At 65.2% G+C, this 23786-nt stretch carries 24 protein-coding genes and 1 pseudogene; 19 read left to right on the top strand and 6 right to left on the bottom strand.

Annotated features, from left to right (window positions below; genetic code table 11):
• The coding region (locus BRAS3843_RS41900; RefSeq protein WP_210161397.1) for a hypothetical protein at window positions 1-251 on the top strand (251 nt) is incomplete at its 5' end.
• Window positions 252-823: 572 nt separating this feature from the next.
• Here the strand turns inward: BRAS3843_RS41900 and BRAS3843_RS18725 are convergent.
• Window positions 824-1707 (bottom strand): annotated as a pseudogene (locus BRAS3843_RS18725) (AraC family transcriptional regulator).
• A gap of 287 nt (window positions 1708-1994) precedes the next feature.
• Window positions 1995-2636: a TetR/AcrR family transcriptional regulator gene (locus BRAS3843_RS18720; RefSeq protein ID WP_139024911.1), complete on the bottom strand. Its 642-nt coding sequence runs from the start codon at window positions 2634-2636 to the stop codon at window positions 1995-1997.
• A gap of 104 nt (window positions 2637-2740) precedes the next feature.
• On the opposite strand from BRAS3843_RS18720, the gene BRAS3843_RS18715 reads away from it, so the two are divergent.
• Entirely contained in the window at window positions 2741-4108 is a 1368-nt protein-coding gene (locus BRAS3843_RS18715; protein ID WP_008970562.1) for an MFS transporter, read from the top strand.
• Window positions 4109-4150: 42 nt separating this feature from the next.
• Window positions 4151-4915, top strand: coding sequence for a creatininase family protein (locus tag BRAS3843_RS18710; protein WP_008970561.1), 765 nt, complete (start codon window positions 4151-4153; stop codon window positions 4913-4915).
• Between the two features lie 42 nt (window positions 4916-4957).
• Here the strand turns inward: BRAS3843_RS18710 and BRAS3843_RS41610 are convergent, their stop codons facing one another.
• Window positions 4958-5113 (bottom strand): hypothetical protein, encoded by a 156-nt coding sequence (locus tag BRAS3843_RS41610; RefSeq protein ID WP_008970560.1) that lies wholly within the window; start codon window positions 5111-5113, stop codon window positions 4958-4960.
• Between the two features lie 178 nt (window positions 5114-5291).
• Between BRAS3843_RS41610 and BRAS3843_RS18705 the strand changes: the two genes are divergently transcribed.
• From BRAS3843_RS18705 to BRAS3843_RS18675, 7 genes are all read left to right on the top strand, one after another.
• Window positions 5292-5867 carry a cytochrome c oxidase subunit 3 gene (locus BRAS3843_RS18705; RefSeq protein ID WP_008970559.1) on the top strand — a complete coding sequence of 192 codons (576 nt, stop codon included), beginning with the start codon at window positions 5292-5294 and terminating at the stop codon, window positions 5865-5867.
• A gap of 39 nt (window positions 5868-5906) precedes the next feature.
• Window positions 5907-6137 carry a cytochrome C oxidase subunit IV family protein gene (locus tag BRAS3843_RS18700; protein ID WP_244425387.1) on the top strand — a complete coding sequence of 77 codons (231 nt, stop codon included), beginning with the start codon at window positions 5907-5909 and terminating at the stop codon, window positions 6135-6137.
• Window positions 6138-6250: 113 nt separating this feature from the next.
• Window positions 6251-6703 (top strand): cytochrome c, encoded by a 453-nt coding sequence (locus BRAS3843_RS18695; RefSeq protein ID WP_008970557.1) that lies wholly within the window; start codon window positions 6251-6253, stop codon window positions 6701-6703.
• A gap of 41 nt (window positions 6704-6744) precedes the next feature.
• A complete protein-coding gene (locus BRAS3843_RS18690) occupies window positions 6745-8091 on the top strand; it encodes a cbb3-type cytochrome c oxidase subunit I (protein ID WP_008970556.1) in 1347 nt (448 codons plus the stop codon).
• A 62-nt stretch (window positions 8092-8153) separates the two neighbouring features.
• On the top strand, window positions 8154-8966 hold the full coding sequence (locus BRAS3843_RS18685) for a CbbQ/NirQ/NorQ/GpvN family protein (RefSeq protein ID WP_008970555.1): 813 nt from the start codon (window positions 8154-8156) through the stop codon (window positions 8964-8966).
• Window positions 8967-8969: 3 nt separating this feature from the next.
• Entirely contained in the window at window positions 8970-10886 is a 1917-nt protein-coding gene (locus BRAS3843_RS18680) for a VWA domain-containing protein (protein ID WP_008970554.1), read from the top strand.
• 240 nt (window positions 10887-11126) lie between these two features.
• Window positions 11127-11354: a hypothetical protein gene (locus tag BRAS3843_RS18675; RefSeq protein WP_008970553.1), complete on the top strand. Its 228-nt coding sequence runs from the start codon at window positions 11127-11129 to the stop codon at window positions 11352-11354.
• A 5-nt stretch (window positions 11355-11359) separates the two neighbouring features.
• Here BRAS3843_RS18675 and BRAS3843_RS18670 read toward each other — a convergent pair whose 3' ends face one another.
• A complete protein-coding gene (locus BRAS3843_RS18670; RefSeq protein ID WP_008970552.1) occupies window positions 11360-12313 on the bottom strand; it encodes a LysR family transcriptional regulator in 954 nt (317 codons plus the stop codon).
• 174 nt (window positions 12314-12487) lie between these two features.
• Here BRAS3843_RS18670 and BRAS3843_RS18665 point away from each other — a divergent pair, with 174 nt between their 5' ends.
• From BRAS3843_RS18665 to BRAS3843_RS18630, 8 genes are all read left to right on the top strand, one after another.
• Window positions 12488-13435: an N-carbamoyl-D-amino-acid hydrolase gene (locus tag BRAS3843_RS18665; RefSeq protein ID WP_083841390.1), complete on the top strand. Its 948-nt coding sequence runs from the start codon at window positions 12488-12490 to the stop codon at window positions 13433-13435.
• Window positions 13436-13455: 20 nt separating this feature from the next.
• On the top strand, window positions 13456-14277 hold the full coding sequence (locus BRAS3843_RS18660; RefSeq protein WP_008970550.1) for an ABC transporter substrate-binding protein: 822 nt from the start codon (window positions 13456-13458) through the stop codon (window positions 14275-14277).
• A complete protein-coding gene (locus BRAS3843_RS18655) occupies window positions 14274-15131 on the top strand; it encodes an amino acid ABC transporter permease (protein WP_008970549.1) in 858 nt (285 codons plus the stop codon). The genes BRAS3843_RS18660 and BRAS3843_RS18655 overlap by 4 nt, the downstream gene beginning before the upstream one ends.
• Window positions 15128-15892 (top strand): amino acid ABC transporter ATP-binding protein, encoded by a 765-nt coding sequence (locus BRAS3843_RS18650; RefSeq protein ID WP_008970548.1) that lies wholly within the window; start codon window positions 15128-15130, stop codon window positions 15890-15892. The genes BRAS3843_RS18655 and BRAS3843_RS18650 overlap by 4 nt, the downstream gene beginning before the upstream one ends.
• Window positions 15893-15902: 10 nt before the next feature.
• Entirely contained in the window at window positions 15903-16721 is an 819-nt protein-coding gene (locus BRAS3843_RS18645) for an ABC transporter substrate-binding protein (RefSeq protein WP_035982127.1), read from the top strand.
• Window positions 16708-17601, top strand: coding sequence for a polysaccharide deacetylase (locus BRAS3843_RS18640; protein WP_008970546.1), 894 nt, complete (start codon window positions 16708-16710; stop codon window positions 17599-17601). Before BRAS3843_RS18645 ends, BRAS3843_RS18640 begins: the two co-directional genes overlap by 14 nt.
• A gap of 154 nt (window positions 17602-17755) precedes the next feature.
• A complete protein-coding gene (locus BRAS3843_RS18635) occupies window positions 17756-19339 on the top strand; it encodes an ABC transporter substrate-binding protein (protein ID WP_008970545.1) in 1584 nt (527 codons plus the stop codon).
• The gene (locus BRAS3843_RS18630; RefSeq protein WP_008970544.1) at window positions 19336-20709 is read left to right on the top strand and encodes an amidohydrolase family protein; all 1374 of its coding nucleotides are present in this window, start codon (window positions 19336-19338) and stop codon (window positions 20707-20709) included. The genes BRAS3843_RS18635 and BRAS3843_RS18630 overlap by 4 nt, the downstream gene beginning before the upstream one ends.
• Here the strand turns inward: BRAS3843_RS18630 and BRAS3843_RS18625 are convergent, their stop codons facing one another.
• Window positions 20710-22320, bottom strand: coding sequence for an AMP-binding protein (locus BRAS3843_RS18625; protein WP_008970543.1), 1611 nt, complete (start codon window positions 22318-22320; stop codon window positions 20710-20712).
• A 56-nt stretch (window positions 22321-22376) separates the two neighbouring features.
• Between BRAS3843_RS18625 and BRAS3843_RS18620 the strand changes: the two genes are divergently transcribed.
• On the top strand, window positions 22377-23000 hold the full coding sequence (locus BRAS3843_RS18620; RefSeq protein WP_139024910.1) for a PadR family transcriptional regulator: 624 nt from the start codon (window positions 22377-22379) through the stop codon (window positions 22998-23000).
• 25 nt (window positions 23001-23025) lie between these two features.
• Here BRAS3843_RS18620 and upp read toward each other — a convergent pair whose 3' ends face one another.
• Window positions 23026-23655, bottom strand: coding sequence for a uracil phosphoribosyltransferase (upp, locus tag BRAS3843_RS18615; protein WP_008970541.1), 630 nt, complete (start codon window positions 23653-23655; stop codon window positions 23026-23028).
• Window positions 23656-23786: the final 131 nt, after the last annotated feature.

The following is a 23786-nucleotide window of genomic DNA, read 5'->3' as shown; positions in this document are numbered from 1 at the left end:
CCTCACGTGTCGTGACGATCGGCCGAAACGTCCCTCTGCTCGAGGCGGGATGCGCGAATGATCGTTGTGATTTGCCCGACGACACAAGCGAAATTCACTGCGGCAGATTGGCACGACGGGCAGTCACGGAACGGGTCAAACTTCTGGTGTCGTCCTGCACAGTGCTCGATGTCGAAGTCTGCGTCCTATCGCGGCAAGCTCATTCGCAGACTTCGAAATCGCGGGTGCCCTTCGGCCGTGAACCCATCTGAGATTGGGTGGATTAGGCGTACTCATAAGCAGCTGGCCGCCCGATGTCCGCTCTACCCCCAACAGCAGCGAAAAATCGGACATCTCGAGAGGTCGCTGAAGGGCCACGAGCGGACGGGTGAGAAGCAACCAACCCCAATTGGCGTATGACGGGTGCACGCTTCCATCGCGTCGGCCACGGACGACCAACCGGTGAGCAGCATTAAAATATGCAAGAATGTTCGCATCGTTTCATAGTCCCTTAGTAGAAAGTCGCATCTAAGCAGCGTTCCCTGCAAAGGTCGAATCGCTTCCTCTGGAATATCGAATGCTGTGCGAGGCGTGATTTCCGCTTCGGGTCAAAATGCGAAACACTCGACCTGAGCAATTCCGGTCCGCTTATCGCCCCGGAAGCCGACATGGCGCGCGCAAGCCGGGACGTCCGGGACGGGCCCACGCGGTCATTCCGGGTTCGATGCTGTCGCATCGTCCCGGAATGACGGTGAAGCAGGTGGTGTCTCGCACCTACGACGCAGTAGCGATACCGGCCTGCCGTTTGTTGCGATCGAAGAAAACAGGCCGCCGTCGAAGGAAGCTATTTCAGCGGCAAGAACACGTCCGCGACCGTCTCATGTGCCGGCACCTCGGGGAAGAAGCTTAGCCGCTGGCAGTAGATCGGGAAGTCGCGTGCTTCCTCGCCGCTGGCCGGAAGCCAATCGCGATAAAGGTAGAGCGCGGCCGGCTCCAGATTGTCGGTGTTGCCAACGACGCGCAGCACCGCGCAGCGTCCGCCGGGGATCTCGCCGGCTTTGATCTGCTCGCCGTTCGCCTCGATCGGTTGGTCGGTCCCGACACAAAGGTCTGCGCTGTAATCGGCGAGCGATGCAGGACGCCGCTCGGAACGCCAGACGGTGAAGGTGGGATTTGTCTTGGGATGCAGGCCGGCGGCCTTGCGCCAGGCGACGAACCGCTGGATGGTGGCGCCGAGCATCGCCGGGTCGCCTCGATGCTCCATGATCGCCACCGGCGTGGTGAGCACCTCGCGTATCGTCACGTCGTTGGGGGTAAAGGTCTTCTGCATCAGCTTGCTCCTCGCGTTGTCGAGAGGCCCGAAGGCCGCAAGCCACGGCTCCCAGTCGGGAGACTTCCGGAACGACGAAGGCGATTGCCCAAACCTTTGCCGAAAGGCGCGGGCGAAGGCATCCGGTGCATCGTAACCGGCATCCATCGCGATGTCGGTGACGCTTTGGGCTTCATCCCCGAAGGCTAGCCGGTATGAAGCGCGCTTCATGCGGGCGAGCTGGACATAGCGATGCACGGACAGCCCGAAGGTTGCCATGAACTGCCGGTGGAAATGATATTTCGAGTAGGCTGCGACTCTGCTCAGCGCGTCCAGGTCCAGATCGTCGTCCAGATGCCGGTCGATGTGATCCAGCACCCGCTGCATCGGGCATGGTAGTTCTGAAGCGCCGGCTTCACCATTCCGTCCTCCGTGGCGGCGCCAACTGAGCGCATGCCGAGATGACGCGCTCGACCGATCTTGCGGTCTTGTCCGGGGTCACAGACGAGGGCATACACATTTTTCGTCGCTCGCGCTGAGCGGCCGGATTGCATCGTGACATGCAATCCGGGTGAGGGGGACAGGTCTATCAACTTGCACTGATCGTGCGTCTGCCCTTCACCCCAACCCTCTCAGCGCGAGCGAAGCTCGGCGCGGTCCCGTAAGAACGGGGAGAGGGAGCACACCGAGTCCGCCGCGCCAGCCCTCAAGCGCCATAGCGCTTCAGAAACATGGTGACCGCCTCGTCGATGACGACCTCACTGGGCGGCAGCTCGGCGAGTGCGTCTCCGATCGCCATGACCTTCGGCCAGATCACGAACTCCTGCACCAGACCCATGAATTGATGCGCGGCGAGTTCGGGCTGTGCGCAGGTGAGCAGTCCCTTGGACGTCATCGCCGCGAGTGCGCCGGCGAAGGCTCTCAGAATCGGCTCCTTGCCGGCGCGGTAGAACTCTGCCGCGATCCAGGGACGGCTGCGGGACTCCGCGATCACGAGCCGGGTGAACGCGACCTGATCGGTCTCGGTCACGAAACGGAGCAGGGCGGACGCGAAGCTGCGCAGCATCGCGGCCGGCGACTGCAGGTTCTCCATTTCGGCAAACGCCGACGCCGTTTCCTGGCGGACCGTCTGCCAGTGCCGCTCCACCACCTCCTGGAACACGGCGTCCTTGCTGCCGAACTGGTTGTAGACGGTCTGGCGCGAAACGCCGGCCGCCTGGCCGACCTGCTCGAGGTTCACGCCGTCATAGCCGGCCTCCAGGAACAGCCGCTGGGCGGCATCAAGGATTGCGACGGTTGAAGGCTTTCCCGATAAATCATTGGATTTCCTAGACGATTTCATCGGCATCAATGAATCCATTGTTGGTCTTTACTTTACAGTAAAGTAAAGCATATCATGCGGATGACGGCTCCGCCAAACCCACCACCGCGAGACGATCCGGAAACTGCGTCATGCAACAGCTCTCCAACTTCGCCCCACGCGTCGAGACCCAACCGGCTCCGGTCGGGATCGATCCGAAAGCTGCGTGGTATGGTGTCGGCGTACTCTTCATGGTCCAGATATTCTCGTTCATGGACCGACAGGCCTTAAGCCTGCTGATCGTGCCGATCAAATCCGATCTTGGCCTATCCGATACCGAGGTCAGCCTGCTGATCGGGCTCGGCTTCGCACTGGCCTATGCCGTTGCCGGGCTTCCGATCGGGCGCATAGTCGACAGGGTGTCGCGGCCGCATCTGTTGAGCGCGGGGCTCGCCCTCTGGAGCGCCTCCACCTTCATGTGCGGCTTCGCGCGCTCGTTCGCGCAGCTGGCGCTGGCGCGCTCGGGCGTGGGGGTCGGGGAGGCGACGGGAACGCCGGTCGTGACCTCGCTGATCGCCGACTACTTTCCGCCGACCCGTCGCGGCATTGCCTTCGCTGTCTTTGCCGTGTCCGCCTATCTCGGGACCGGATTGTCGCTGATCGCGGGCAGCGCCATCGTCCACGCCCTGGCGGGGCGTGCGGAAGTGTCGTTGCCGGTCCTGGGCGCGATCCGATCCTGGCAGATCGTGTTTCTGATCCTCGGGCCGCCGGGCGTCCTGGTGATCCCCTTCGTGCTGTCGTTGCGCGAACCACGACGCAAGACGGCGCGGGCAGTGGCTCCGGGCGCAGATGAGGCGCCGCGGCTGCGCCAGGTGCTGCAACATTATCGCCGTCACTGGCGCGCCTTTGTCGGCCAGCATGCCGCGTCGACCTTGATGGCGATGCTGTTTTACGGGACCGGAGCCTGGGCGCCGGAGTTTCTTCGCCGCACGTACGACGTGCCGATTGCGGCGGCAGGCGTCGCGGTCGGCCTCACCACCATGCTCGCAGGGACCGCGGGCGTCCTGAGCGGTGGCCTGGTCTCGGACCGGGTGCTTCGGCGCGGCCAGACCGATGCGCGGCTGCGCACCACGGTCTTCGCCGCACTCTGTGCGTTTCCGTTTGCCGTGACGTTTCCGCTCGCGGGTCATGCGGCGCTGGCGCTGGCCCTGCTCGGCGGCATGATCTTCTTCACCTCGACGATCTCGACCACGGGATCGACCGGTGTGCAGGAGTTGGTGCCGCCGCGGATGCGCGGCACGGCGTCGGCGGTGTTCCTGTTCGTGTTCAACGGCATTGGCCTGTCGTTCGGACCGACGCTGATCGCCGTGCTGACCGACAGGCTCTTTGCCGACAACGCCATGTTGTGGGCGGCGCTGGCCATCGCCGCGCCGACGATGTCGCTCGCTGCCGCCATCGTCGGTTCGATCGGCCTGCGTTCCTATCGCGTCTGTGTCGCAGCCGGTATGTCGCCGGCGTGATATGAGCCAAGCTCGCCATTCCCGACCACAAGAGGCAGCCTCATGACTGAAACCGCCTGGAATCGACTTTCCGCCGAGCGCCTGCGCGCGCTTGCCGCGCAGGACGCCATCGTGCTGCTGCCGGTCGCCTCGACCGAGCAGCACGGGCCGCATCTGCCGACCGGCGTCGACGATTTCCTCTGCAGCGAAGTCTGCCGGCGCACCGCCGCGGAGCTTGTGCCGGACTGCTCGGTCGTGGTCGCCCCGACCGTGTGGTGCGGACTGGCCGATCATCACGTTGCTTTCGGCGGGACCTTCACCTTGAGTCTTGCGACCTACTATGCGCTGCTGCGCGACCTTTGCCGCTCGATCCTGAATGCCGGCTTCCGCCGCATCGTCATCGTCAACGGTCACGGCGGCAACATCCAGGCGCTCGGGACCTTCGTTGGCGAACTCACGCGCGAACTCGACGCGCCGATCGCGATCACTACGTATTTCATGGAAGCGCTTGACGTGATGGCCGAGGTTCTCGAGGACCAGGACGGCGTGATGCACGCCTGCGAGGGCGAGACCTCGATGATGATGGTCGTTCATGGCGACCTCGTCCAGGCCGACAGGCTCGGCGAGGCACATGGACCGAGCTTCGACATCATGAGCTCGCTGGTGCCGTCGCTGAAGCGGTTTCATTCCTTCGCCGAACTGACAGCCTCCGGTGTCGCGGGCGACGCGCGCAAGGCCTCAGTGGCAAAGGGCGAAACACTGCTCGCGGGCTGTGCCGCTGCGCTGGCGCGACGGCTGCGGGCCGGCGAACCCTGGGCGGCGAGGTGATGCGCGTGCCGTCGAGGTGCATGCGCCGCGACTGCTGCCGGTCTATTGCGTGGTGAACAGCACCACCGCAATCGCGACCGAGAGCGCGACGGCGGAGACGGTCCCGGTCGTCGACAGCACGCCCATGCGCCGGAGCGCCACCGCAAAGATGATGATGATGGGTGTGGCCGTGACGAGGCCCAGCTGTGCTTCGCTCATGTCAATCCGTCCGTCATCCTGTCATCGGCCGCAGCATCTCTAGCCGGTCTCGTGGCCTGGCTATTTGTGCCCCAGCAAAGATCCCGATGCTTGGCCGCCGGCCGCGTTGTTTGAGCGCCGACAAAGAGGGTGCTCGCGGCATCCGTTAGCTTGCCGACCTCGCAAAGCGGAGAAGGCGATGTCGGCGGTTGACTGCGAAGCGGGCCAGGACGGCTGGGGTGTATTCGACGGCCTGCCCGGCGATCCCATGATGTGGGTGCTGATCGGCAGCGAACTCGTCGCTTTTGGCCTGCTGCTCGGGGCATTTGCGGTGACGCGTGCCGTCAATCCCGCGCTGTTCGCGTCCGGACAGGCCGCGCTCGACGCGCCTCTGGCCGGCCTGAACACCATCGTGCTGGTCACGAGCGGGTGGGCCGCGGCGCGCGGAACCGCGGCGGCGCGTGCGGCCAGGCCGGGCCTGTCGCGCCGCTTCCTCTGGCTTGCGATGGCGCTAGGCGCGGCCTTCATCGCCATCAAGCTCACCGAATATCGAAGCGAGATCGCCGGCGGCGCGGTGCTGGAGAGCAGCCCCTTCTTTACACTCTATTTTCTCCTGACCGGCTTCCATTTGCTTCATGTGGCGCTTGGCATCATCATCCTCGCCGTAGTCTGCCGCCATGCGCAGCCGATCCATGTGGAGACGGCGACCGCGTTCTGGCACATGGTCGACCTCATCTGGATCGTCATGTTCCCGATGCTCTATCTGGTGCGCTGAGCCATGTTCGGGCCTGATCGATTGGACGTCACTTGGCTCATGCTGCTGGGCCTCGCGGTCGCAACGGTTGCCATCTCCTCGAGCGGAGCAGGCGCGCTGCTCGGCAATACGCTCGTGCTCGCTTTGGCCGCGGTCAAGGGCCGCAGGATCATCCTCGACTATCTCGGCCTGCGCGCGGCGCCCGCGCTGTGGCGTGGTTTGATCACGACATGGGTCATCGGGCTGACGGCGTTCGCCTGGGCCACGGCCGCGCTGCGTGCGCTGATCTGATCCGGCGCCGACTGCGATCGCCGCGCTGATTGCGCGCCAACAAAGAGCGTGTCGAACCCGGTCGGTAGATTGCCTCAGCACCTTCGAATCCCCTTAACCGGAAAGGACGTGTCATGGCTGAACGCCTGACCAAGTCGGCCGCCAGAAACGTCTTCTATGGCGGTTCGGCCTTCTTCTTCGCGATCTTCCTCGCGCTCACGGCGCACAGCCACTACTACATGGTCACGAGTTCGACCAATGCCTCGACGCTCACCGACTCCGTCGCGCGCGGCAAGCATGTCTGGGAGAGGAACTCCTGCATCAACTGCCACACGCTGCTGGGCGAGGGCGCCTATTTCGCGCCCGAGGTCGGCAACGTCTGGGACCGCTGGGGCGGCAGGCAGGACCCGGCCGCCGCGCGCGAGATGCTGAAATCCTGGATGCAGTCGCAACCCTCCGGCGCGCCCGGCCGGCGGCAGATGCCGCAGTTCAATCTCTCCGATCAGGAGCTGAACGACCTCGCCGACTTCCTGCAATGGGCCGACAGCATCAAGCGGCAGGACTGGCCGCCGAACAAGGCGGGTTGAGCAGCTAATCCCGATCTTCCTTCAGACAGAGAGCTTCATCGATGAGATACGAAACCCAGAAGGTCGCGATGCTGTATTTCTACGGCGCGCTGACGCTCTTCCTCGCCCAGGTCCTGTTCGGCCTGCTCGCCGGCACCATCTATGTGCTGCCGAACACGCTGTCGGTGATCCTGCCCTTCAACATCGTGCGCATGATCCACACCAATGCGCTGATCGTGTGGTCGCTGATCGGCTTCATGGGCGCGACCTACTTCCTCTTGCCTGAGGAAACCGAGACCGAGCTGTTCAGCCCGCTGCTGGCCAAGATCCAATTCTGGCTGTTTTTCGGCGCGGCCGGCGCCGCCGTGGTCGGCTATCTCTTCCACGTCCATGAGGGCCGCGAATTCCTCGAGCAGCCGTTTCCGATCAAAGTCGGCATCGTCGTGGTCTGCCTGATGTTCCTGTTCAACGTCACCATGACGGCGCTAAAGGGCCGCAAGACCACGGTGACGAACATCCTGCTGTTCGGGCTGTGGGGCGTCGCCATCTTCTTCCTGTTCGCGTTCTATAATCCGGCCAACCTCGCCGTCGACAAGATGTACTGGTGGTACATCGTCCATCTCTGGGTCGAGGGCGTCTGGGAACTGATCATGGCCTCGGTGCTGGCGTTCCTGATGATCAAGCTCAATGGCATCGACCGCGAGGTGGTCGAGAAGTGGCTCTACGTCATCATCGGCTTGGCGCTGTTCTCCGGCATCCTCGGCACCGGCCACCACTTCTACTGGATCGGCGCGCCCGGCTATTGGCAGTGGATCGGCTCGCTGTTCTCCACGCTCGAGGTCGCGCCGTTCTTCACCATGGTGATCTTCACGGTGCAGATGACCTTGAAGGCCGGCCGCAGGCATCCGAACCGCGCGGCGCTGCTATGGTCGGTCGGCTGCTCGGTGATGGCGTTCCTCGGCGCCGGCGTGTGGGGCTTCCTGCACACGCTGTCCTCGGTGAATTACTACACCCACGGTACCCAGGTCACCGCCGCGCACGGTCATCTCGCCTTCTTCGGCGCCTATGTGATGCTCAATCTCGCGGTCATGGCCTACGCGGTGCCGCAGCTGCGGCAGCGTGCGCCCTATAATCAGTGGCTCTCGATCGCGAGCTTCTGGATCATGTGCACGGCGATGATGGTGATGACCTTCGCGCTGACCTTTGCCGGTGTCATCCAGGTGCATCTGCAGCGCGTGCTCGGCCAGAGCTACATGGACGTGCAGGACCAGCTTGCGATGTTCTACTGGGTCAGGCTCGGCTCCGGCGTGTTCGTTGCGATCTCGGCGGTGATGTTCGTGTGGGCTGTGCTGGTGCCCGGCCGCACCAGGCAGTCTGTCATCCCGGGCGCGCTGCAGCCGGCTGAATGACGACTAACAGGCGGCCGCACGGTTACGGCCGCCTGATTTTTCTGGACCTTGGAGAATACCCCATGAAAGCCGCCCTTCACGCCGTCGAAACCTCTGTTGTCGACGTTCCCGCCTATGTGCCGAGCGCCAACGAATGCGCGCTGTTCGAGCACGCCTGGCGGCGCCGGCTGCCGGTGCTGTTGAAGGGGCCGACCGGCTGCGGCAAGACCCGCTTCGTCGCCCACATGGCGGCGCGGCTCGGCCTGCCGCTGCACACGGTCGCCTGTCACGACGATCTCACCGCCGCCGACCTCACCGGGCGCTATCTGCTCAGGGGCGGCGACACGGTGTGGACCGACGGGCCGCTGACCCGCGCGGTGCGCGAGGGCGGCATCTGCTATCTCGACGAGGTGGTGGAAGCGCGCAAGGACGTCACCGTGGTGCTGCATCCCCTGACCGACGATCGCCGCATCCTGCCGCTGGAGCGCACCGGCGAGGAGCTGGTGGCGCCTGACGGCTTCATGCTGATCGTCTCTTATAATCCCGGCTATCAGAGCCTGCACAAGGCACTCAAGCCGTCGACACGGCAGCGCTTCATCGCGATCGAGTTCGGCTTCCTGCCCGCCGACCAGGAGATCGCCGTGGTTGCCTCCGAGAGTGGGCTTGCGCCGGAGCGCGTGCGGCCGCTGGTGGCGCTGGCGCATCGCCTGCGCGCGCTGAAGGGCCATGACCTGGAGGAGGGCGTCTCGACCCGGCTTCTCGTTTATTGCGCGACGCTGGTCGCGGCCGGCACGCGGATCGAGGATGCCGTGCTCGCCGGCATGATCGAGCCGCTGACCGACGATGCCGATGTCAAGGCGGCGCTGCGCGAGGTTGCGCAAGCCGTGATCGGGTGAGTCATGCTCGACTTTCTCGAACTGGAGGAGACGGTCGGGCGGGCTTGGCACCGCCTGGTCGGCTCGACGGCGAGCTATCCCGTTCACGCCGCGCATGCGGTCGCGCTCGCCGACATCCAGGGCCAGATCGCGGTGATGTTCCGCGCGCTCGGCGGCGAAGCGGGTGTGCAGATCGCGTCCGCCAAGGCGCGCAAGTCCGGCCATCGGCTCGGCTGGCGCCAGCGCATCGGGCTTGGCGACGAGCCGCTCGATCATCCCGGACGCGACGGTGCCACCGTGTTTCTGCCCGAACGCATCGCGGTGTTTCCGGATGCCGAACTCAATGCGCTGCTGTATCGCTGGCTGGCGGCATGGTTCGCGACCATGGATGTCGCGGTTATCGCTGAGCCCGATCCGCTGCGCCGCGATCTCACAGCCTTGCGTCGGGCGAGCGAGACCACATCCCTCGTGCTGGCGCGATTCCCCGGACTGGCGGGACCCTATACGCGCCTTGCTGCAGCGATGGTCGCGGCCCGGCCGCGCCGGCCGCTGCCGCGCATCGAGCAGGAGCTCGAGCGCATCGTGATGGCGCTGCTCGGAGCAGGCTCGCCGCCAAAAGGCGCGTCGTGGCGCGCCGTGATCGGCGCCGTCGACCTGCCGGCCAAGGCGCCGCCGGGCTATCGGATGATGCTGCCGTGCCCGCTGTGGGGCGACTGCTGGACACGCGAGGCGGTTGCAGCCCAACCCGACGATGCTGATGCGCAGCCGGCGGACGCGGAGGAGGCGGCAGCGCCGGACCCGCGCAAGCGCTTCGCCACGCGCGAGCGTGACGAAGCCGCCAAGCGCGATCCGTTCATTCTCAACCGCTTCGAGAAGATCCTGGCCATGGCGGAGATGGTCAATGTGGACCGTCCCTCCGACGACAGCGACGACGAGGACGCGTGCAAGGCGGCCGATGATCTCGACGAGCTCGCGATCTCCAGGCGCAAGGGCAAACCGGCGACAAAACTGAAATTCGATCTCGACCTGCCGCCGGAGGCTGTCGATGCCACCAGGCTTGCGAGCGGCCGGCGCTATCCCGAATGGAACTATCGCACCAGTAACTACATGGCCGATCATTGCCGCGTGGTCGCGGGGCAAGCCTCCGAGACCGGTGAGAGTTGGGCGCCTGATGACGCCATGCGCCGCCGCATCCGCGGCGTGCGGCGTCAGTTCGAAGCGTTGCGGCCGCGGCATCAACTGATGCGCGCCCAGGCGGACGGCCACGATCTCGACCTCGACGCGCTGGTCCGCGCGCGCTGCGACCTGCGTGCCGGGAGCGGCGCGCTGGATCGCGTGCATCTGGCGATGCGCCCCGAGGGGCATGATCTCGCGGTGACGCTGCTGGTCGACGTGTCGCTGTCGACGGATGCCTGGGTCGACGGCCATCGTGTGCTCGACGTCGAGAAGGAAGCGCTGCTGGTGCTGGCGCACGGACTTGCCGCCTGCGGCGACAGCAACAGCATCCTCACCTTCACCTCGCGCCGGCGCGACTGGGTGCGCGTCGAGACCGTGAAAGGGTTCGGCGAACCGATGAGCGCTGATGTCGAGCGGCGGATCGGCGCGCTGCGGCCGGGCTACTACACCCGCATCGGTGCGGCCGTGCGGCATGCCGCGGCCGAGCTGGCGCTACAGCCGCAGCGCAATCGCCTGCTGCTGGTGCTGACCGACGGCAAGCCGAACGACGTCGATCACTACGAAGGCCGGTTCGCGGTCGAAGACACGCGCAAGGCGGTGCAGGAGGCGCGGCGACACGGCGTCGCGGTGTTCGGCGTCACCATCGATGCGACGGCGCAGTCCTATTTCCCGACCCTGTTCGGCCGCGGCGGCTACGCCATCGTCGGCAACATCCGCAAGCTGCCGGCGGCATTGCCTGCGATCTATCGGCAGCTTGCGCACTGATCAGAGCGCTGTTGCACGAAAAGCCACGGTGGGAACATTACGGAGTTCGCGCTCGGTCGACATCCTGACGTCATCGCATCGTTAAGATGCAAGCGTGGGATGAGTCACATCCCACCTGCTGTGCAGAACGCTTCTCCGCTTGCCCGGGCCGACAGACTCACCTTAGATCGGAGTCGTTCGAGACGGTGCTGTGCGCGTCCTTCTCGACCCATCATCAACTCATCAATCGATGTCGGCGAAATGCACAAGCCTGCTAAAGACAAACTTGCCCAAGACAAACTTGCCAAGGACCTGCCGCAGAGCGGCTACGCCGTCGTTGTCGATGGCCAGATCAAGACCGAGTTCAAGACCGAGGAAGGCGCTCATAACGGCGCCAGGGACCTGAAGCGGCGCTTTCCGATGCTGCAGATCAAGGTCTATGACGCGGCGACGCGACAGGTACAGGAGATCGAGCTGGTGAAAGCTTGAGGTCGTCAGGCGCGGCTGGATTCGAGCTTCAGTTGCGCCCGGGCTTCGTGTGAAGCGTCGGCGGAGACGCTGCCGCCAGCCAGATTCCGGCTCGCGTTGCGAACCTCGCTGCGGAATGTCTTGGCGAGGTTCGACAGCGGCTTGGCTTCCGACCACAGCATATAGGCTGAGACTTTCGTTGCCGGCGTGAAGGGGCGGACCACGAGGTCGTGACCACCCTGTTGCGGTGAGAACGGATCGACCACGGCGGCGCCGACGCCGGTGGCGGCGAGCACGCAGGCGGTGTTGCAATAGCGCACTTCGACGCTGGGTTGGAACGGCGCGCCCGCTTGCGCAAAGCTCTCGCGCACCGCTTCGCCCAGTCGCGTGCCGCGTTCCAGCCCGATCAGCGGAAAGTCGGCGAGGTCCGCGGCCGAGATCACCGGCCGCTCTGCCAACGGATGCTTCGGCGGCAGCACGCAGACCATCTCGCCGGTGTGCACCACCTCATGCGCGATGCCGGGATGATCGGACAGCCCGAGCGCGAAGCCGAGCTCGGCGACATTGCCCAGCACGCCTTCGATGATCCCCTCATAGCGCCGCACATCGAAGAACACCCGCGTCTGCGGGCGCCGGCGCAGGAAGCCCGACAGCGTCGGCGGAATGATGCTGTAGGCGAGCGGTGGCGTCGCCACGATCGAAAGATGGCCGGTGCGCTGCTCGCGCAGATCACGGACGCGGTTCTCCAGCCGCGCATGCAGCGCGAAGATCGCCTCGCTCTCCTCGTACAGCGCCATCGCTTCCGCGGTCGGGAACAGCCGGTTGTTGATGCGCTCGAACAGCGTGAAGCCGGCCTGCGCCTCCATCGCCTTCAACGCATTGCTGATCGCAGGCTGTGACAGCGCCAGCTCTTCGGCGGCGGCGACGGTGGTGCGATGGCGAATGACCGCCCGCAGGATTTCAAGCTGACGCAGGTTCATCGGACGAACCCCTTATAAGCTGGTGTTATGGTCCCGGCCAAAATATCATAGTGCGGCGCTGGCGTGAGGCGTTGCAAATCTTGCGCCGCTTCCGCGTAATTGTCTCTTCTCGCATTGCGCCAACGGCATGGCTGTGCCGCGTTGGAAGGCAGCAATGCGCACAGATCGGAGGCAATGTTGAGCCGTATTGTCCGCGCCGCCGCCGCCCAGATGGGGCCGACGCAACGGGCCGATTCCCGCGCGCACACGCTGGCGCGCATGATCGCGCTGCTGGACCAGGCCGCCGCGCAGGGCGCGCAGCTCGTGGTATTCCCGGAGCTTGCGTTCACCACCTTCTTCCCGCGCTGGATTCTCGAAGGCGAGGCGCTCGACAGCTATTTCGAACGCGCCATGCCGAATCCGGATGTGCAGCCGCTGTTCGACCGCGCACGCGCGCTTGGCGTCGGCTTCTATGTCGGTTACGCTGAACTGACCGCCGACGGCCGGCGGTTCAATGCGTCGATCCTGGTCGATGGCGAAGGGCAGATCATCAGCAAGTACCGCAAGGTGCATCTGCCCGGCTCGGTCGAGCCGCGGCCGGGCGCCAAGTATCAGCAGCTCGAGAAGCGCTATTTCGAATATGGCGATCTCGGCTTTCCCGCGGTCCGGACTGGGGCCGCATGGGGCCGCGCCATCATGGGCATGATGATCTGCAACGACCGCCGCTGGCCGGAATCCTGGCGCGTGCTCGGCTTGCAGGGCGTCGAGCTCATCTGCATCGGCTACAATTCCGCGGCCTATGATCCGAACGGCGGCAACGCCGAGGACGCAGCTCTGCGCACCTTCCACTCGACACTGGTCGCGCAGGCCAACGCCTATATGAATGCGACCTGGGCCATCGCGGTGGCCAAGGCCGGCGACGAGGACGGCTCCGGGCTGATCGGCGCGTCGTGCATCGTCGATCCCAACGGGCAGATCGTTGCGCAGGCGACCTCGCTTGCGGACGAGGTGATCGTGGCCGACATCGATCTGGATCTCTGCCGCCAGGGCAAGGACAAGATGTTCAATTTCGCCGCGCATCGGCGCCCCGAGCAGTACAGGGTCATCACCGAGCGCGCCGGCGCGATCGAGCCCGCACAGTGACGGGGGCAAGGAGCAGGTCGATGCGTTGTTCGATTGGCATCTGCGCGATTGGGCTCGCCGCGCTCGCATCGGCTGCGGCCGCCGAGCTCCCGGCCGAGATCAAGCAATCCGGCACCTTGCGGCTGACGGTCAATTCGACCTACGCGCCGATGGAATATCGCGACCCCGCAACCAATGAGCTGAAGGGGCTCGACATCGATCTGGCCAATGCGCTCGCCAAGCGGCTCGGGCTGAAGATCGTCTGGAGCGAGACGCCCTTCGCGGAACTGATCCCCTCGCTGCAGACCAAGCGCGCCGATTTCATCATCTCCGGCATTTCCGATCGCGCCTCGCGCCGGGAGAGCGCCGATTTCGTCGACTATCTCGTCACCGGGCCGCAATTCTTCGTGCTCGCCGACAGCGACGCCAAGCTGGCTGCCGATCTCTGTGGCAAGAAGATCGGCACCACGCGCTCGACCAGTTTTCCGGCTGAGATCGAGAAATGGAGCAAGACGGTTTGTGAGGCGAGCGGCAAGCCGGCGGCGCAATATGTGCCCGGCGAAAATTCGATTGATGTGCGCAACCAGCTGAAGCAGGGCCGCATCGATGCGGCGGTGCAGGGCAGCGAAACCTTGCCTTATGCGCAGGCGCAGGAGAGCGGCAAGTATCGCATCGTCGGCGATCCCATCGCGTTCGGCTACCAAGGCATCATGTTCCGCAAGGACGATGTCGCCTTGCGCGAGGTCGTGACCGACCAGCTAAAAGCGATGATCGCGGACGGCAGCTACAAGGCCATTCTCGACACCTGGGGACTCGGCGCCAATGCGGTGCGCGAGCCGATGCTCAACGCGGCGCCGCAATGAATCGCGCGGATGCGCTGGCCGAAGGGTTTCCTGACCTGTCGTCACTCAAGGTCGCGCGGCAGGCGCATTGGGGGCGCTGGGTCACGGCCGCCGCGATCCTCATCGTGCTGGCCGCGATCGGCCGCGCCTTCGCGCGCGGGCAGATCGAGTGGTCCCATGTCAGTCGGTTCCTGACTGCGCCGGTCATCCTGCAGGGCATCGTCAACACGATGGTGATGGCGGTGCTGGCGATGGCGCTCGGCATCGCGCTCGGCGTCGTCGTCGCGATCATGCGGCTGTCGCCCAATCCGGTGCTCAAAGCGGTCGCCGCGGGATACACGTGGCTGTTCCGCGGCACGCCGCTGATTCTCCAATTGTTGCTGTGGTTCAACCTGGCGCTGGTGTTTCCGACCATCGGCATCCCCGGGCTCTGGAGTGCGCGTGCCGTCGATGTGATGACGCCGTTCCTCGCCGCGCTGCTCGGGCTTGGCATCAACCAGGGCGCCTACACGTCGGAGGTGATGCGTGCAGGGCTGCTCTCGGTCGACATCGGCCAATATGAGGCGGCGCAGGCAATCGGCATGGGCCGGCTGCACGCGCTGCGCCGGATCATCCTGCCGCAGGCGATGCGGGTGGTGCTGCCGCCGCTCGGCAATGAATTCATCGGCCTGGTCAAGGCAACGTCGCTTGCCAGCGTGATCCAATATCCGGAAGTGCTGCACTCGGCCGAGAACATCTACTACGCCAATTCGCGCGTGATCGAGCTTCTGATCGTTGCCGGCCTCTGGTATCTGCTCATGGTCTCCATCCTGACCCCGTTGCAGATGCTGCTCGAACGCCGCTTTGCCCGCGGCATTGTGCAGGTGGCGCGATGAGCAAGCCGCTGATTGCGATCCGGCAGGTCAGCAAGCAGTTCGGTGATTTCCAGGCGCTGAGGCAGGTCTCGCTCGACGTCTGGCCCGGCGAGGTCGTCTGCCTGATCGGAAAGTCCGGCTCGGGCAAGACCACGTTACTCCGCTGTGTCAACCAGCTGACCACGATCGACAGCGGCGGCATCTGGCTCGACGGCGAATTGCTCGGCTTTCGCGAGCAGTCTGGCCGGCTGCATCGTCTGAGCGATAAGGAGATCGGACGGCAGCGCCTGAAATGCGGCATGGTGTTCCAGCGCTTCAATCTGTTTCCGCACATGACTGCGCTGGAGAATGTTCTCGAAGGGCCTGTCCAGGTGCAGCAGCGGAAGTTGGCCGAAGCAAAGCTCGAGGCGATGGAGCTGCTCCGTCGCGTTGGCCTCGCCGAGAAGGCCGGCTCGTATCCGTCGCAATTATCGGGCGGCCAACAGCAGCGCGTGGCGATTGCACGCGCGCTCGCGATGCGGCCCCAGCTGGTGCTGTTCGACGAGCCCACCTCGGCGCTCGATCCGGAGCTGGTCGGCGAGGTGCTCGCCGTCATGAAGGAGCTTGCGACATCAGGCATGACGATGCTTGTGGTGACGCATGAGCTTGGCTTTGCGCGCGAGGTGGCCGATCGCGTCGTCTATATGGACCAGGGCGCGATCGTGGAATCCGGCCCGGCCAGGGACGTGCTCACTGCACCGCGCGAGGCGCGCACCCGTGCTTTCCTGGCCGCAGAAGTTTGAAGGGGGATTGATGCGACGAAACAAGTTTGTCCTGGCGGCGCTGATCGGCGCTGTTCTCGCTGGCCCGGCGCTTTCCGCGGAGCTGCCGGCCGAGATCAAGCAGAATGGGCTGAGGATCGCCGTGGTGCCGAACTATCCGCCGATGGAATTCAAGGATCCCGCCACATCGACGCTGACCGGCTTCGATGTCGATCTCGGCGAAGCCTTGGGCAAGGCGCTCGGCGTCAAGATCGTCTGGCAGGAGACCAGCTTCGACCAGTTGATGCCGGGGCTCGCGACCCAGCGTTTCGATATCATCCTGACGGGGATGACCGATACCAAGAGCCGGCAGGAGACGGCGACTTTCATCGATTACCTGCGCAGCGGTCCGCGCTTCTTCGTGCAGGCTTCGCGCGCCGCCGAGTTCAAGGACGCGCAGGCGCTGTGCGGCAAGAAGGTCGGCGCTTCCAGGCGCACCAAGTTTCCTGAAGAGATCGCGGCCTGGAGCGCAACGAATTGTGGCGCGAGTCCGATCCAGTTCGTCGGCACCGAAGGATCTGCCGACGCACGCACGCAGCTGAGGCAAGGCCGCATCGATGCGGCCGTGCAGGGCAACGAGACCCTGCCTTACATCATGGACCAGGAGCCAAACGCCTATGTGCCGGTCGGCGACATGATTGCCCTGCAGTATACGGGGCTCGCGACGCCGGTGACGGCGGCCGATCTGCGAGCGGCGTTGCAGAGCGCGCTGGAGGCGCTGATATCAGATGGCAGCTACAAGACGCTGCTGGCGAAATGGAAGCTGAACGACAACGGGATCGAGAAGGTAACGATCAATGCTGGACAGTAAGGCGCTTCAGGGCATCCCGCTGGTCCCTGCCAACACCGCGCCGCCGGCGCCTCACTATCCATGGCCGAAGCCCTATACCTCGGCGATGTTTCTGTCGTTCGACGTCGACGCCGAGAGCGCCTGGACCTCGAAGGACCCGGCGCATGCGGCGCGGCTGATCACGATGAGCTATGGCGGCTACGAGGCCCGTGTCGGCACGCCGAAGCTTCTGGAACTGCTCGGAGAGCTCGATCTGAAGGCGACGTTCTTCATCACGGGTTGGTCCGTCGACGCACATCCGGCCATGGCGGAAGCGATTCTGAAAGCCGGCCACGAGATCGGCCATCACGGCTATCATCACCTGCTGCCGGAACCCGGCGATCCCTTTGTCGAAGAGGAGCTGGAGAAGGGGTTCGAAGCGATCAAGCGCCGCCTTGGCGTCACACCGATCGGCTATCGCGCGCCGTTCGGCGAGTTCACCGAGGAGCTGCGTGTCGCGCTGGTCCGGCACGGAATCGTCTACACGTCCTCCTTCCGTGACGATGTCAGGCCCTATCGCCATCGCCTCGCCGACGGAAAGCCGGGCACGATCGAAATTCCCGTCACTGCAAGCTATGATGACTGGATGCACGGGCTGTCAGCGCGGTTCTCGCCGCGCTCGATCTTCCCCAAGGAGCACGTGCTCTCGATGTGGAAGGACGAGCTCGACGAAGTCAGGGAGTGGGGCGCAATGGTCACCACCGTGCTGCATCCGCAGGTCTCGGGACGGCCGATGCGCTTCCGCCTGCTGCGCGACTTCCTGACCTACGCGAAGTCCTGCTCCGACGTCTGGATCACCACCGGCGCGGAGATCGCGGCGAACTATCAGCGGCACGAGGCGGCTGAGGCCGCCAAACGCTAGCATCGCTTCGCTGCTACTCCTCATGGTGAGGAGGCGCGTTAGCGCCGTCTCGAACCATGAGGCCGATGCCCGGGCCTCATTCCTTCGAGACGCTTGCTTGCGCAAGCTCCTCAGGATGAGGGGAAAGAAGCCGATTTTGACGCAGAGGACGACTATGCCGATATCCCGCCGTTCGCTGCTCGGCGCCGCCGCCACGCTTCCCGCGTTGGCGATGCCGGGACTGGTTCGTGCCGAGGCGCAGACCACGTTGCGCTTCATTCCCGTGATCGATCTCGCCTTCCTCGATCCGATCTTCTCGACCGCGCAGGTGACGCGCAATCACGGTTTCATGGTCTATGACACGCTCTATGGCATGAACGCCGCGCTCGACGTGTCGCCGCAGATGGTGTCGGGCCATGTCACCTCCAACGATGGCAGGCAATGGGACCTGACGTTGCGCGACGGCCTGGTTTGGCACGACGGCGAGAGGGTGCTGGCGCGCGATTGCGTCGCCAGCATCAAGCGCTGGGCCGCGCGCGACGGCTTTGGCGCCGAGCTGATCGCGGCCACCGATGAGCTCAGTGCGCCCGACGACAAGACCATCCGCTTCCGGCTGAAACGGCCGTTTCCGCTGCTGCCGCAGGCGCTCGGCAAGGCCGCGGTGCAGCCGGCGTTCATGATGCCGGAGCGCCTCGCAAGCCAGGACCCCATGAAGCCGCTGACCGAGGTGCTCGGCAGCGGCCCGTTCCGCTTCGTGAAAGAGGAACGGGTGCAGGGCATCCGCAACGTCTATGCGAAGTTCGAGCGCTATCAGCCGCGCGAGGGTGGCCAGCCGGGTTGGACCGCAGGCCCGAAGATCGTGCATTACGACCGCGTGGTGTGGTCGACCATGCCCGACGCCGGCACGGCGGCGGCGGCCTTGCGCACCGACGAGCAGGACTGGCAGGAGACCACGCCGCACGATCTTCTGCCGGTGCTGAAGGCGGAGGAGGACATCGCGATCCGCGTGCTCGACCCGCGCGGCTATGCGTGCATGATGCGGGTCAACCATCTGCATCCGCCGTTCAACAACCCGGCGATCCGCCGCGCGTTGTTAGGCGCCATCGATCAGGCGGCGTTCATGACCGCGGTCGCCGGCAGCGATCCCGCCTATCAGGTCACACCGGTCGGCTTCTTCGCGCCTGGGACGCCGTTGGCGAGCGATGTCGGCCTCGACGTGTTCCGCGGGCCCCGCGACATGGACAAGGTGAAGGCCGAACTGAAAGCGGCCGGCTACAATGGCGAGAAGGTCGTGCTGCTGGTGCCGGCGAACTCGCAGGCGCAGCGGCCCCTCGGCGAGGTCGCCGCCGACATGATGCGGCGCGCCGGCATGAATGTGGAGTATGTCGCGCTGGATTTCGCCGCCGTGTTGCAGCGTCAGCTGAAGAAGGATCCGATCGAGCAGGGCGGCTGGAACGCAGCGGTCGGCAATTGGCAGGGCATCGACTGGCTCAATCCGGCCGGGAATACCAATCTGCGCGGCGAGGGCGCGGTGGCCGGCTGGTACAGAAGCGAGAAGATGGGGACACTCCGCGCGCAATGGCTGGCGGCGACTGATCTCGCCGAGCAGCAGCGTGTCTGCCGCGAGATCCAGGCGCTTGCGTTCGAGGAGATCCCGTACTACCCGATCGGCCTGTACAAGCAGCCGACCGCCCATCGCAAGAGCATCACCGGCATTCTCGACGGCACCGCGGTGTTCTGGAATGTGAGGCCCGCATGAGCACGATTGCGATCTTCGGCAGCTACGTGCTGACGCGCGAGGAGGGCTCGCAGAAGGTGCTGCGCGACCATTGGGTGCTGATCGAAGGCAGCCGCGTCGCGGCGATCACGCCCGACCGGCCGGCGGCGGACGAGGTGTTCGATCGTCCCGGCCGCTTCGTGCTGCCGGGCCTGTTGAACCTGCACAACCACATCTTCAGCGAGGCGATCGCGCGGACCTTGACGGAGGACGGCAACGGCCGCCGCAACAACAAGAGCATCGTCTACACGGTGCTGCTGCCGCTCTCCAAGCGCGGCGCCGAGATTCTCTCGGCCGAGGAGCGACTCGCGGTCGGACGCATGGGCATGCTGCAGCTGTTGAAGGGCGGCGCGACCACGGTGATGGAGCCGTCACGCAACACGATCCCCGAACTGTTCGATGCGGCCGAGGAGATGGGGCTGCGCTTCTATGGCGCGCCCTATCTGTTCTCGACCGGTGACGCCAAGGCCGGCGCCGATGGCGTCGTGCGCTATGCCGGCGACGACGGCGAGGCCGACATGGCGACCTGGAACGCGCTTCATCAGCGCTGGCACGGGCAGGCCGACGGGCGCATCCGCCTCGCAATGAGCCCGCACGCCACCGACACCTGCGGCCCCGATCTGCTGCGCGCCGCGGCCGCGCGTGCGCGCGAGCTCGACGTGCCCATCACGATTCACATGGCGCAGAGCCAAAGCGAGGTCGCCACCATCGCCGCGCGCTACGACGGCCGCACGCCGGCCGAATATCTCGACTGGCTCGGCGTGCTCGGCGACGATCTGCTCGCCGCGCATTGTCATGCCTCGACCGACGCCGATTTGAAGCTGATGGCGGCGCGCGGCGCGGCCGTCCTGAATTGCCCGCGCGTGTTCGCTCGCTCCGGCGTCACCGCTGCGTTCGGCCGTTTCGCCGCGCATGGCGTGCGCACCGTGGTCGGCACTGACGGCTACAACATGGACCTGCTGGGCGAGCTCAATGCCGCGTCGATCATCTCCAAGATTGCGTCAGGCCAAGCCGAAGCGGCCAGCGCGCCTGAGCTGATCGAAGCGGTGACCGCCACGGCCGCGTCGCTGATCAAGCGGCCTGATTTGGGCGCGCTGGTGCCGGGCGCGACTGCTGACCTCACCGTGGTCGACATGACCCATCCGCATCTGCAGCCGCTGTTCGATCCGCGTCGCGCGCTGATCGCGCTCGCCAACCGCGCCAATATCGACCAGGTGATGGTCGATGGCCGCCTGCTGATCCATGAGGGGCACTATCTGCACGGCGACGAGGCCGCCATCATGGCGGCAGGCACGGCGGCGATCGAAAAGATCTGGGCGCTGCCGGAGGCGCAGGCGGCGTTCGCGGGTTAGTCACCTGGCGGGATCGCCACCGAGATAGTCGTCACGCAGCTTGAATTTCTGGATCTTGCCCGATGCCGTCTGCGGGAACTGCGCGACGAAGCGCCAGGTTCGCGGTACCTTGTAGGATGCGAGCCGCGCCCGGCAGAACTGCATCAGTTCGTCAGCATCGCCTTGCTGATTGGGCTTCAAGATGACGAAGCCGACCGGCACCTCGCCCCAGTCTGCATCGGGGATGCCGACGACTGACGCGTCCAGTACGGCGGGATGGGTGTGCAGGACATCCTCGATCTCGCGCGGGTAGATGTTCTCGCCGCCGCGGATGATCAGGTCTCGCCGGCGGCCCTGAACCCGGCAATAGCCGTAATCATCGAGACTGCCGAGATCGCCGGTGTGCAGCCAGCCGTCGGCGTCGATCGCCGATGCCGTGCCTTGCGGATCGTTGAAATAGTCCTTCATCACGGAATAGCCGCGGGCGCAGATCTCGCCGATCCGGCCACGTGGCAGGGTCTCGCCGCTGTCAGGGTCGATGATCTTGATTTCGGTCTGCGGCAGCGGCCGCCCTACGGTGGTGATCCAGTCGGGATGCGGATCGTCGGGCAGCGTGTGGGTGACATAAGGCGAGGCTTCGGTCTGGCCGAAGCCGATCACCACCGTGAGGCCGCGCGCTTGCGCGCGGCGCACCAGCTCGGGCGGAACGGGCGCGCCACCGAGCATGACCTTGCGCCAGGACGACAGGTCGTGTCTGTCGAGCGCCGGCGAATCCAGCATGCGGCCGAGCATGGTGGGAACGCCGCCCGAGATCGTTCCGCGCTCCTCCTCGATCAGGCGCAGCATCAGATCGGCGTCGAAGCCGGGCGGCAGCACATGGGTGCCACCGGTCTGCAGCGCGCCGAGCGTGATCAGGCTGCAGCCGGCCGTGTGGAACATCGGCATCGGATTGATCCAGACGTCGTGGTCATCGGCGCCGATCGTCTGTGCAAAGAGCCGCGCATTGTTGGCGAGGTTGCGATGGGTGAGGCGCGCGCCTTTCGGCGCGCCTGTCGTCCCCGACGTGTACTGGATCTGCGCCACGTCGTTGCAGGCGACGGCCGGAAGTGACGCCGATGCTCTGCTTGCGATGAAGGCCGGCCATGAGGACAGCGGGATCACTTCGCGCAGCGCGGGCAGGGCGGTGCGGGCATCATCGATAATCGCGAGCAGATCGCGATTGCGGTAGCTGTCCTGGACAATGACGCCGCATGCCTGCGACTGCCTCAGCACGAAGGCGAGCTCGTCGCGGAGATAGGCGGGATTGACGGTCACAAGGGTCAGCCCGGCGAGCGCCGCGCCGAATTCGATCAGCACCCATTCGGGCTGGTTCGCCGACCAGATGGCGACGTGCTCACCGGGGGCAAACCGGTGCAACAGCGCGCGGGCGACTGCCTCGGCATCGCGCAGCAAATCCGTGAAGGTCCAGCGGTGGCGCCGGCCATGCGGGCTGCCATCCACCAGTGCTGTCCGGTGCGGCCAGCTGTCGGCTGCAGTCCGCAAGACATCGCCAATGGCAAGGTCCAGGATTGGCTGGGATCGATCAGCGGCCTGATACGACAGCGGGTCCGAAAAGCTCCTCAGATCGGCCATGACGCGTACCTCGACTTCATATCACATAGTCCAGGACGTATGGTATGAATCGGACTATGTCCAATCACGATTTTACCGTCGAAGCTCACAACGTCGTCCGGCTCAGCCCGGTGTCGTGCCTCGTGCTCGGCCTGATCGGCCTGCGCGGCCCGTCGACGCCCTATGATCTCAAGAAGGCGATCAGCCGCTCCGTCAGCTATTTCTGGCCCTTTCCGCACTCGCAGCTCTATGGCGAGCCGGAGCGCCTGGCGGAAGCCGGCCTGCTGTCATGCAAGAGCGAGGAGGGCGGTCGGCGCCGCAAGCTCTACAGCCTCACGCGAAAGGGCAACGCCGCGCTCAGACAATGGCTGCGAACGTCGCCCGGCGAGTTGTTTGAATTGCGAGACACGGCGGTGCTGCAGCTGTTCTTCGGCGAGTTCATGAGCGAGGAAGATCTGGTGGCGCTCGCCAGGAACCAGGTGCGGATGGCGCGCGAGCGGCTAGTGACCTATGCTCAGATCGAAAGCAAATATCTGCCGCGGATGGGTCGCAACCGGCGCATGGCGCCGCTGTTCCTCGGCGTCCGGATAGCGAAGGTCTATCTGGAATTCTGGGAGGACATTGCCAGGCATCCGCCACAGGCAGAACCGGTAGCGGGGAGCACGAAGACGCCGCGGCGTCCACCACGTCGAGCGCGATGAAGCGGCGTGGCACGTCTCGATGAGGTTACCGCGTGCCGTAGGCGCGGTCGCCGGCATCGCCGAGGCCCGGCACGATGAAGGCGTTGTCGTCCAGGCCTTCGTCGATCGCCGCGGTCCATAGCAGGACGTCCGGGTGCAGCCCGCGCACGCGCTCGACGCCTTCGGGGGCCGCGATCATATTGACCATGCGGATATCCTTGGCGCCGCGCTCCTTCAGGCGATCGATCGCGGCCACCGCCGTGTTGCCGGTCGCCAGCACCGGCGAGACGACGACCGCAAGCCGTTCGCTGAGATCGGACGGCGCCTTGAAGAAATACTCCACAGCGGCGAAGCTTTGCGGCTCGCGATACAGCCCGATATGGGCGACGCGCGCGGTCGGCACCAGGTCGAGCATGCCGTCGACGAAGGTGACGCCGGCGCGCAGCACCGGCACGAAGACAAGCTTCTTGCCGGCGATCTTGGCCGACTGCATGCGCGCCAGCGGCGTCTCGACCTCGACCTCGGTGAGTGGCAGGTCGCGCGTGACCTCGTAGCAGAGCAGCATGCCGATCTCTTTCAGGAGCTCCCGAAACGATTTGGTCGAGATCGATTTGTCGCGGATCAGCGTCAGCTTGTGCTGGACCAGCGGATGATCGACAACCGTGACGCCTTGCATGCCGTTTGCTCCACTATCTCTCTTGTAGGGTGGACAACGGCGCGAAGCGACGTGCCCACCATGATTTTGCACCATGCCGGAACTCGGTGGGCACGCTACGCTTTGCCCACCCTACAGCCTCATGCGCGGTG

Source organism: Bradyrhizobium sp. STM 3843 (genome assembly GCF_000239815.1).
GTDB lineage: Bacteria > Pseudomonadota > Alphaproteobacteria > Rhizobiales > Xanthobacteraceae > Bradyrhizobium.
Note: the sequence above shows the minus strand (reverse complement) of the source record. Positions and strands in the feature narration are given on the sequence as shown.

What these genes read in the sequence shown, in the direction of transcription:
- BRAS3843_RS18720 (WP_139024911.1), bottom strand. Translation starts at nt 2,636, where the DNA reads ATGCCGATGAAATCGTCTAGGAAATCCAATGATTTATCGGGAAAGCCT.
- BRAS3843_RS18715 (WP_008970562.1), top strand. Translation starts at nt 2,741, where the DNA reads ATGCAACAGCTCTCCAACTTCGCCCCACGCGTCGAGACCCAACCGGCT.
- BRAS3843_RS18710 (WP_008970561.1), top strand. Translation starts at nt 4,151, where the DNA reads ATGACTGAAACCGCCTGGAATCGACTTTCCGCCGAGCGCCTGCGCGCG.
- BRAS3843_RS41610 (WP_008970560.1), bottom strand. Translation starts at nt 5,113, where the DNA reads ATGAGCGAAGCACAGCTGGGCCTCGTCACGGCCACACCCATCATCATC.
- BRAS3843_RS18705 (WP_008970559.1), top strand. Translation starts at nt 5,292, where the DNA reads ATGTCGGCGGTTGACTGCGAAGCGGGCCAGGACGGCTGGGGTGTATTC.
- BRAS3843_RS18700 (WP_244425387.1), top strand. Translation starts at nt 5,907, where the DNA reads ATGCTGCTGGGCCTCGCGGTCGCAACGGTTGCCATCTCCTCGAGCGGA.
- BRAS3843_RS18695 (WP_008970557.1), top strand. Translation starts at nt 6,251, where the DNA reads ATGGCTGAACGCCTGACCAAGTCGGCCGCCAGAAACGTCTTCTATGGC.
- BRAS3843_RS18690 (WP_008970556.1), top strand. Translation starts at nt 6,745, where the DNA reads ATGAGATACGAAACCCAGAAGGTCGCGATGCTGTATTTCTACGGCGCG.
- BRAS3843_RS18685 (WP_008970555.1), top strand. Translation starts at nt 8,154, where the DNA reads ATGAAAGCCGCCCTTCACGCCGTCGAAACCTCTGTTGTCGACGTTCCC.
- BRAS3843_RS18680 (WP_008970554.1), top strand. Translation starts at nt 8,970, where the DNA reads ATGCTCGACTTTCTCGAACTGGAGGAGACGGTCGGGCGGGCTTGGCAC.
- BRAS3843_RS18675 (WP_008970553.1), top strand. Translation starts at nt 11,127, where the DNA reads ATGCACAAGCCTGCTAAAGACAAACTTGCCCAAGACAAACTTGCCAAG.
- BRAS3843_RS18670 (WP_008970552.1), bottom strand. Translation starts at nt 12,313, where the DNA reads ATGAACCTGCGTCAGCTTGAAATCCTGCGGGCGGTCATTCGCCATCGC.
- BRAS3843_RS18665 (WP_083841390.1), top strand. Translation starts at nt 12,488, where the DNA reads ATGTTGAGCCGTATTGTCCGCGCCGCCGCCGCCCAGATGGGGCCGACG.
- BRAS3843_RS18660 (WP_008970550.1), top strand. Translation starts at nt 13,456, where the DNA reads ATGCGTTGTTCGATTGGCATCTGCGCGATTGGGCTCGCCGCGCTCGCA.
- BRAS3843_RS18655 (WP_008970549.1), top strand. Translation starts at nt 14,274, where the DNA reads ATGAATCGCGCGGATGCGCTGGCCGAAGGGTTTCCTGACCTGTCGTCA.
- BRAS3843_RS18650 (WP_008970548.1), top strand. Translation starts at nt 15,128, where the DNA reads ATGAGCAAGCCGCTGATTGCGATCCGGCAGGTCAGCAAGCAGTTCGGT.
- BRAS3843_RS18645 (WP_035982127.1), top strand. Translation starts at nt 15,903, where the DNA reads ATGCGACGAAACAAGTTTGTCCTGGCGGCGCTGATCGGCGCTGTTCTC.
- BRAS3843_RS18640 (WP_008970546.1), top strand. Translation starts at nt 16,708, where the DNA reads ATGCTGGACAGTAAGGCGCTTCAGGGCATCCCGCTGGTCCCTGCCAAC.
- BRAS3843_RS18635 (WP_008970545.1), top strand. Translation starts at nt 17,756, where the DNA reads ATGCCGATATCCCGCCGTTCGCTGCTCGGCGCCGCCGCCACGCTTCCC.
- BRAS3843_RS18630 (WP_008970544.1), top strand. Translation starts at nt 19,336, where the DNA reads ATGAGCACGATTGCGATCTTCGGCAGCTACGTGCTGACGCGCGAGGAG.
- BRAS3843_RS18625 (WP_008970543.1), bottom strand. Translation starts at nt 22,320, where the DNA reads ATGGCCGATCTGAGGAGCTTTTCGGACCCGCTGTCGTATCAGGCCGCT.
- BRAS3843_RS18620 (WP_139024910.1), top strand. Translation starts at nt 22,377, where the DNA reads ATGTCCAATCACGATTTTACCGTCGAAGCTCACAACGTCGTCCGGCTC.
- upp (WP_008970541.1), bottom strand. Translation starts at nt 23,655, where the DNA reads ATGCAAGGCGTCACGGTTGTCGATCATCCGCTGGTCCAGCACAAGCTG.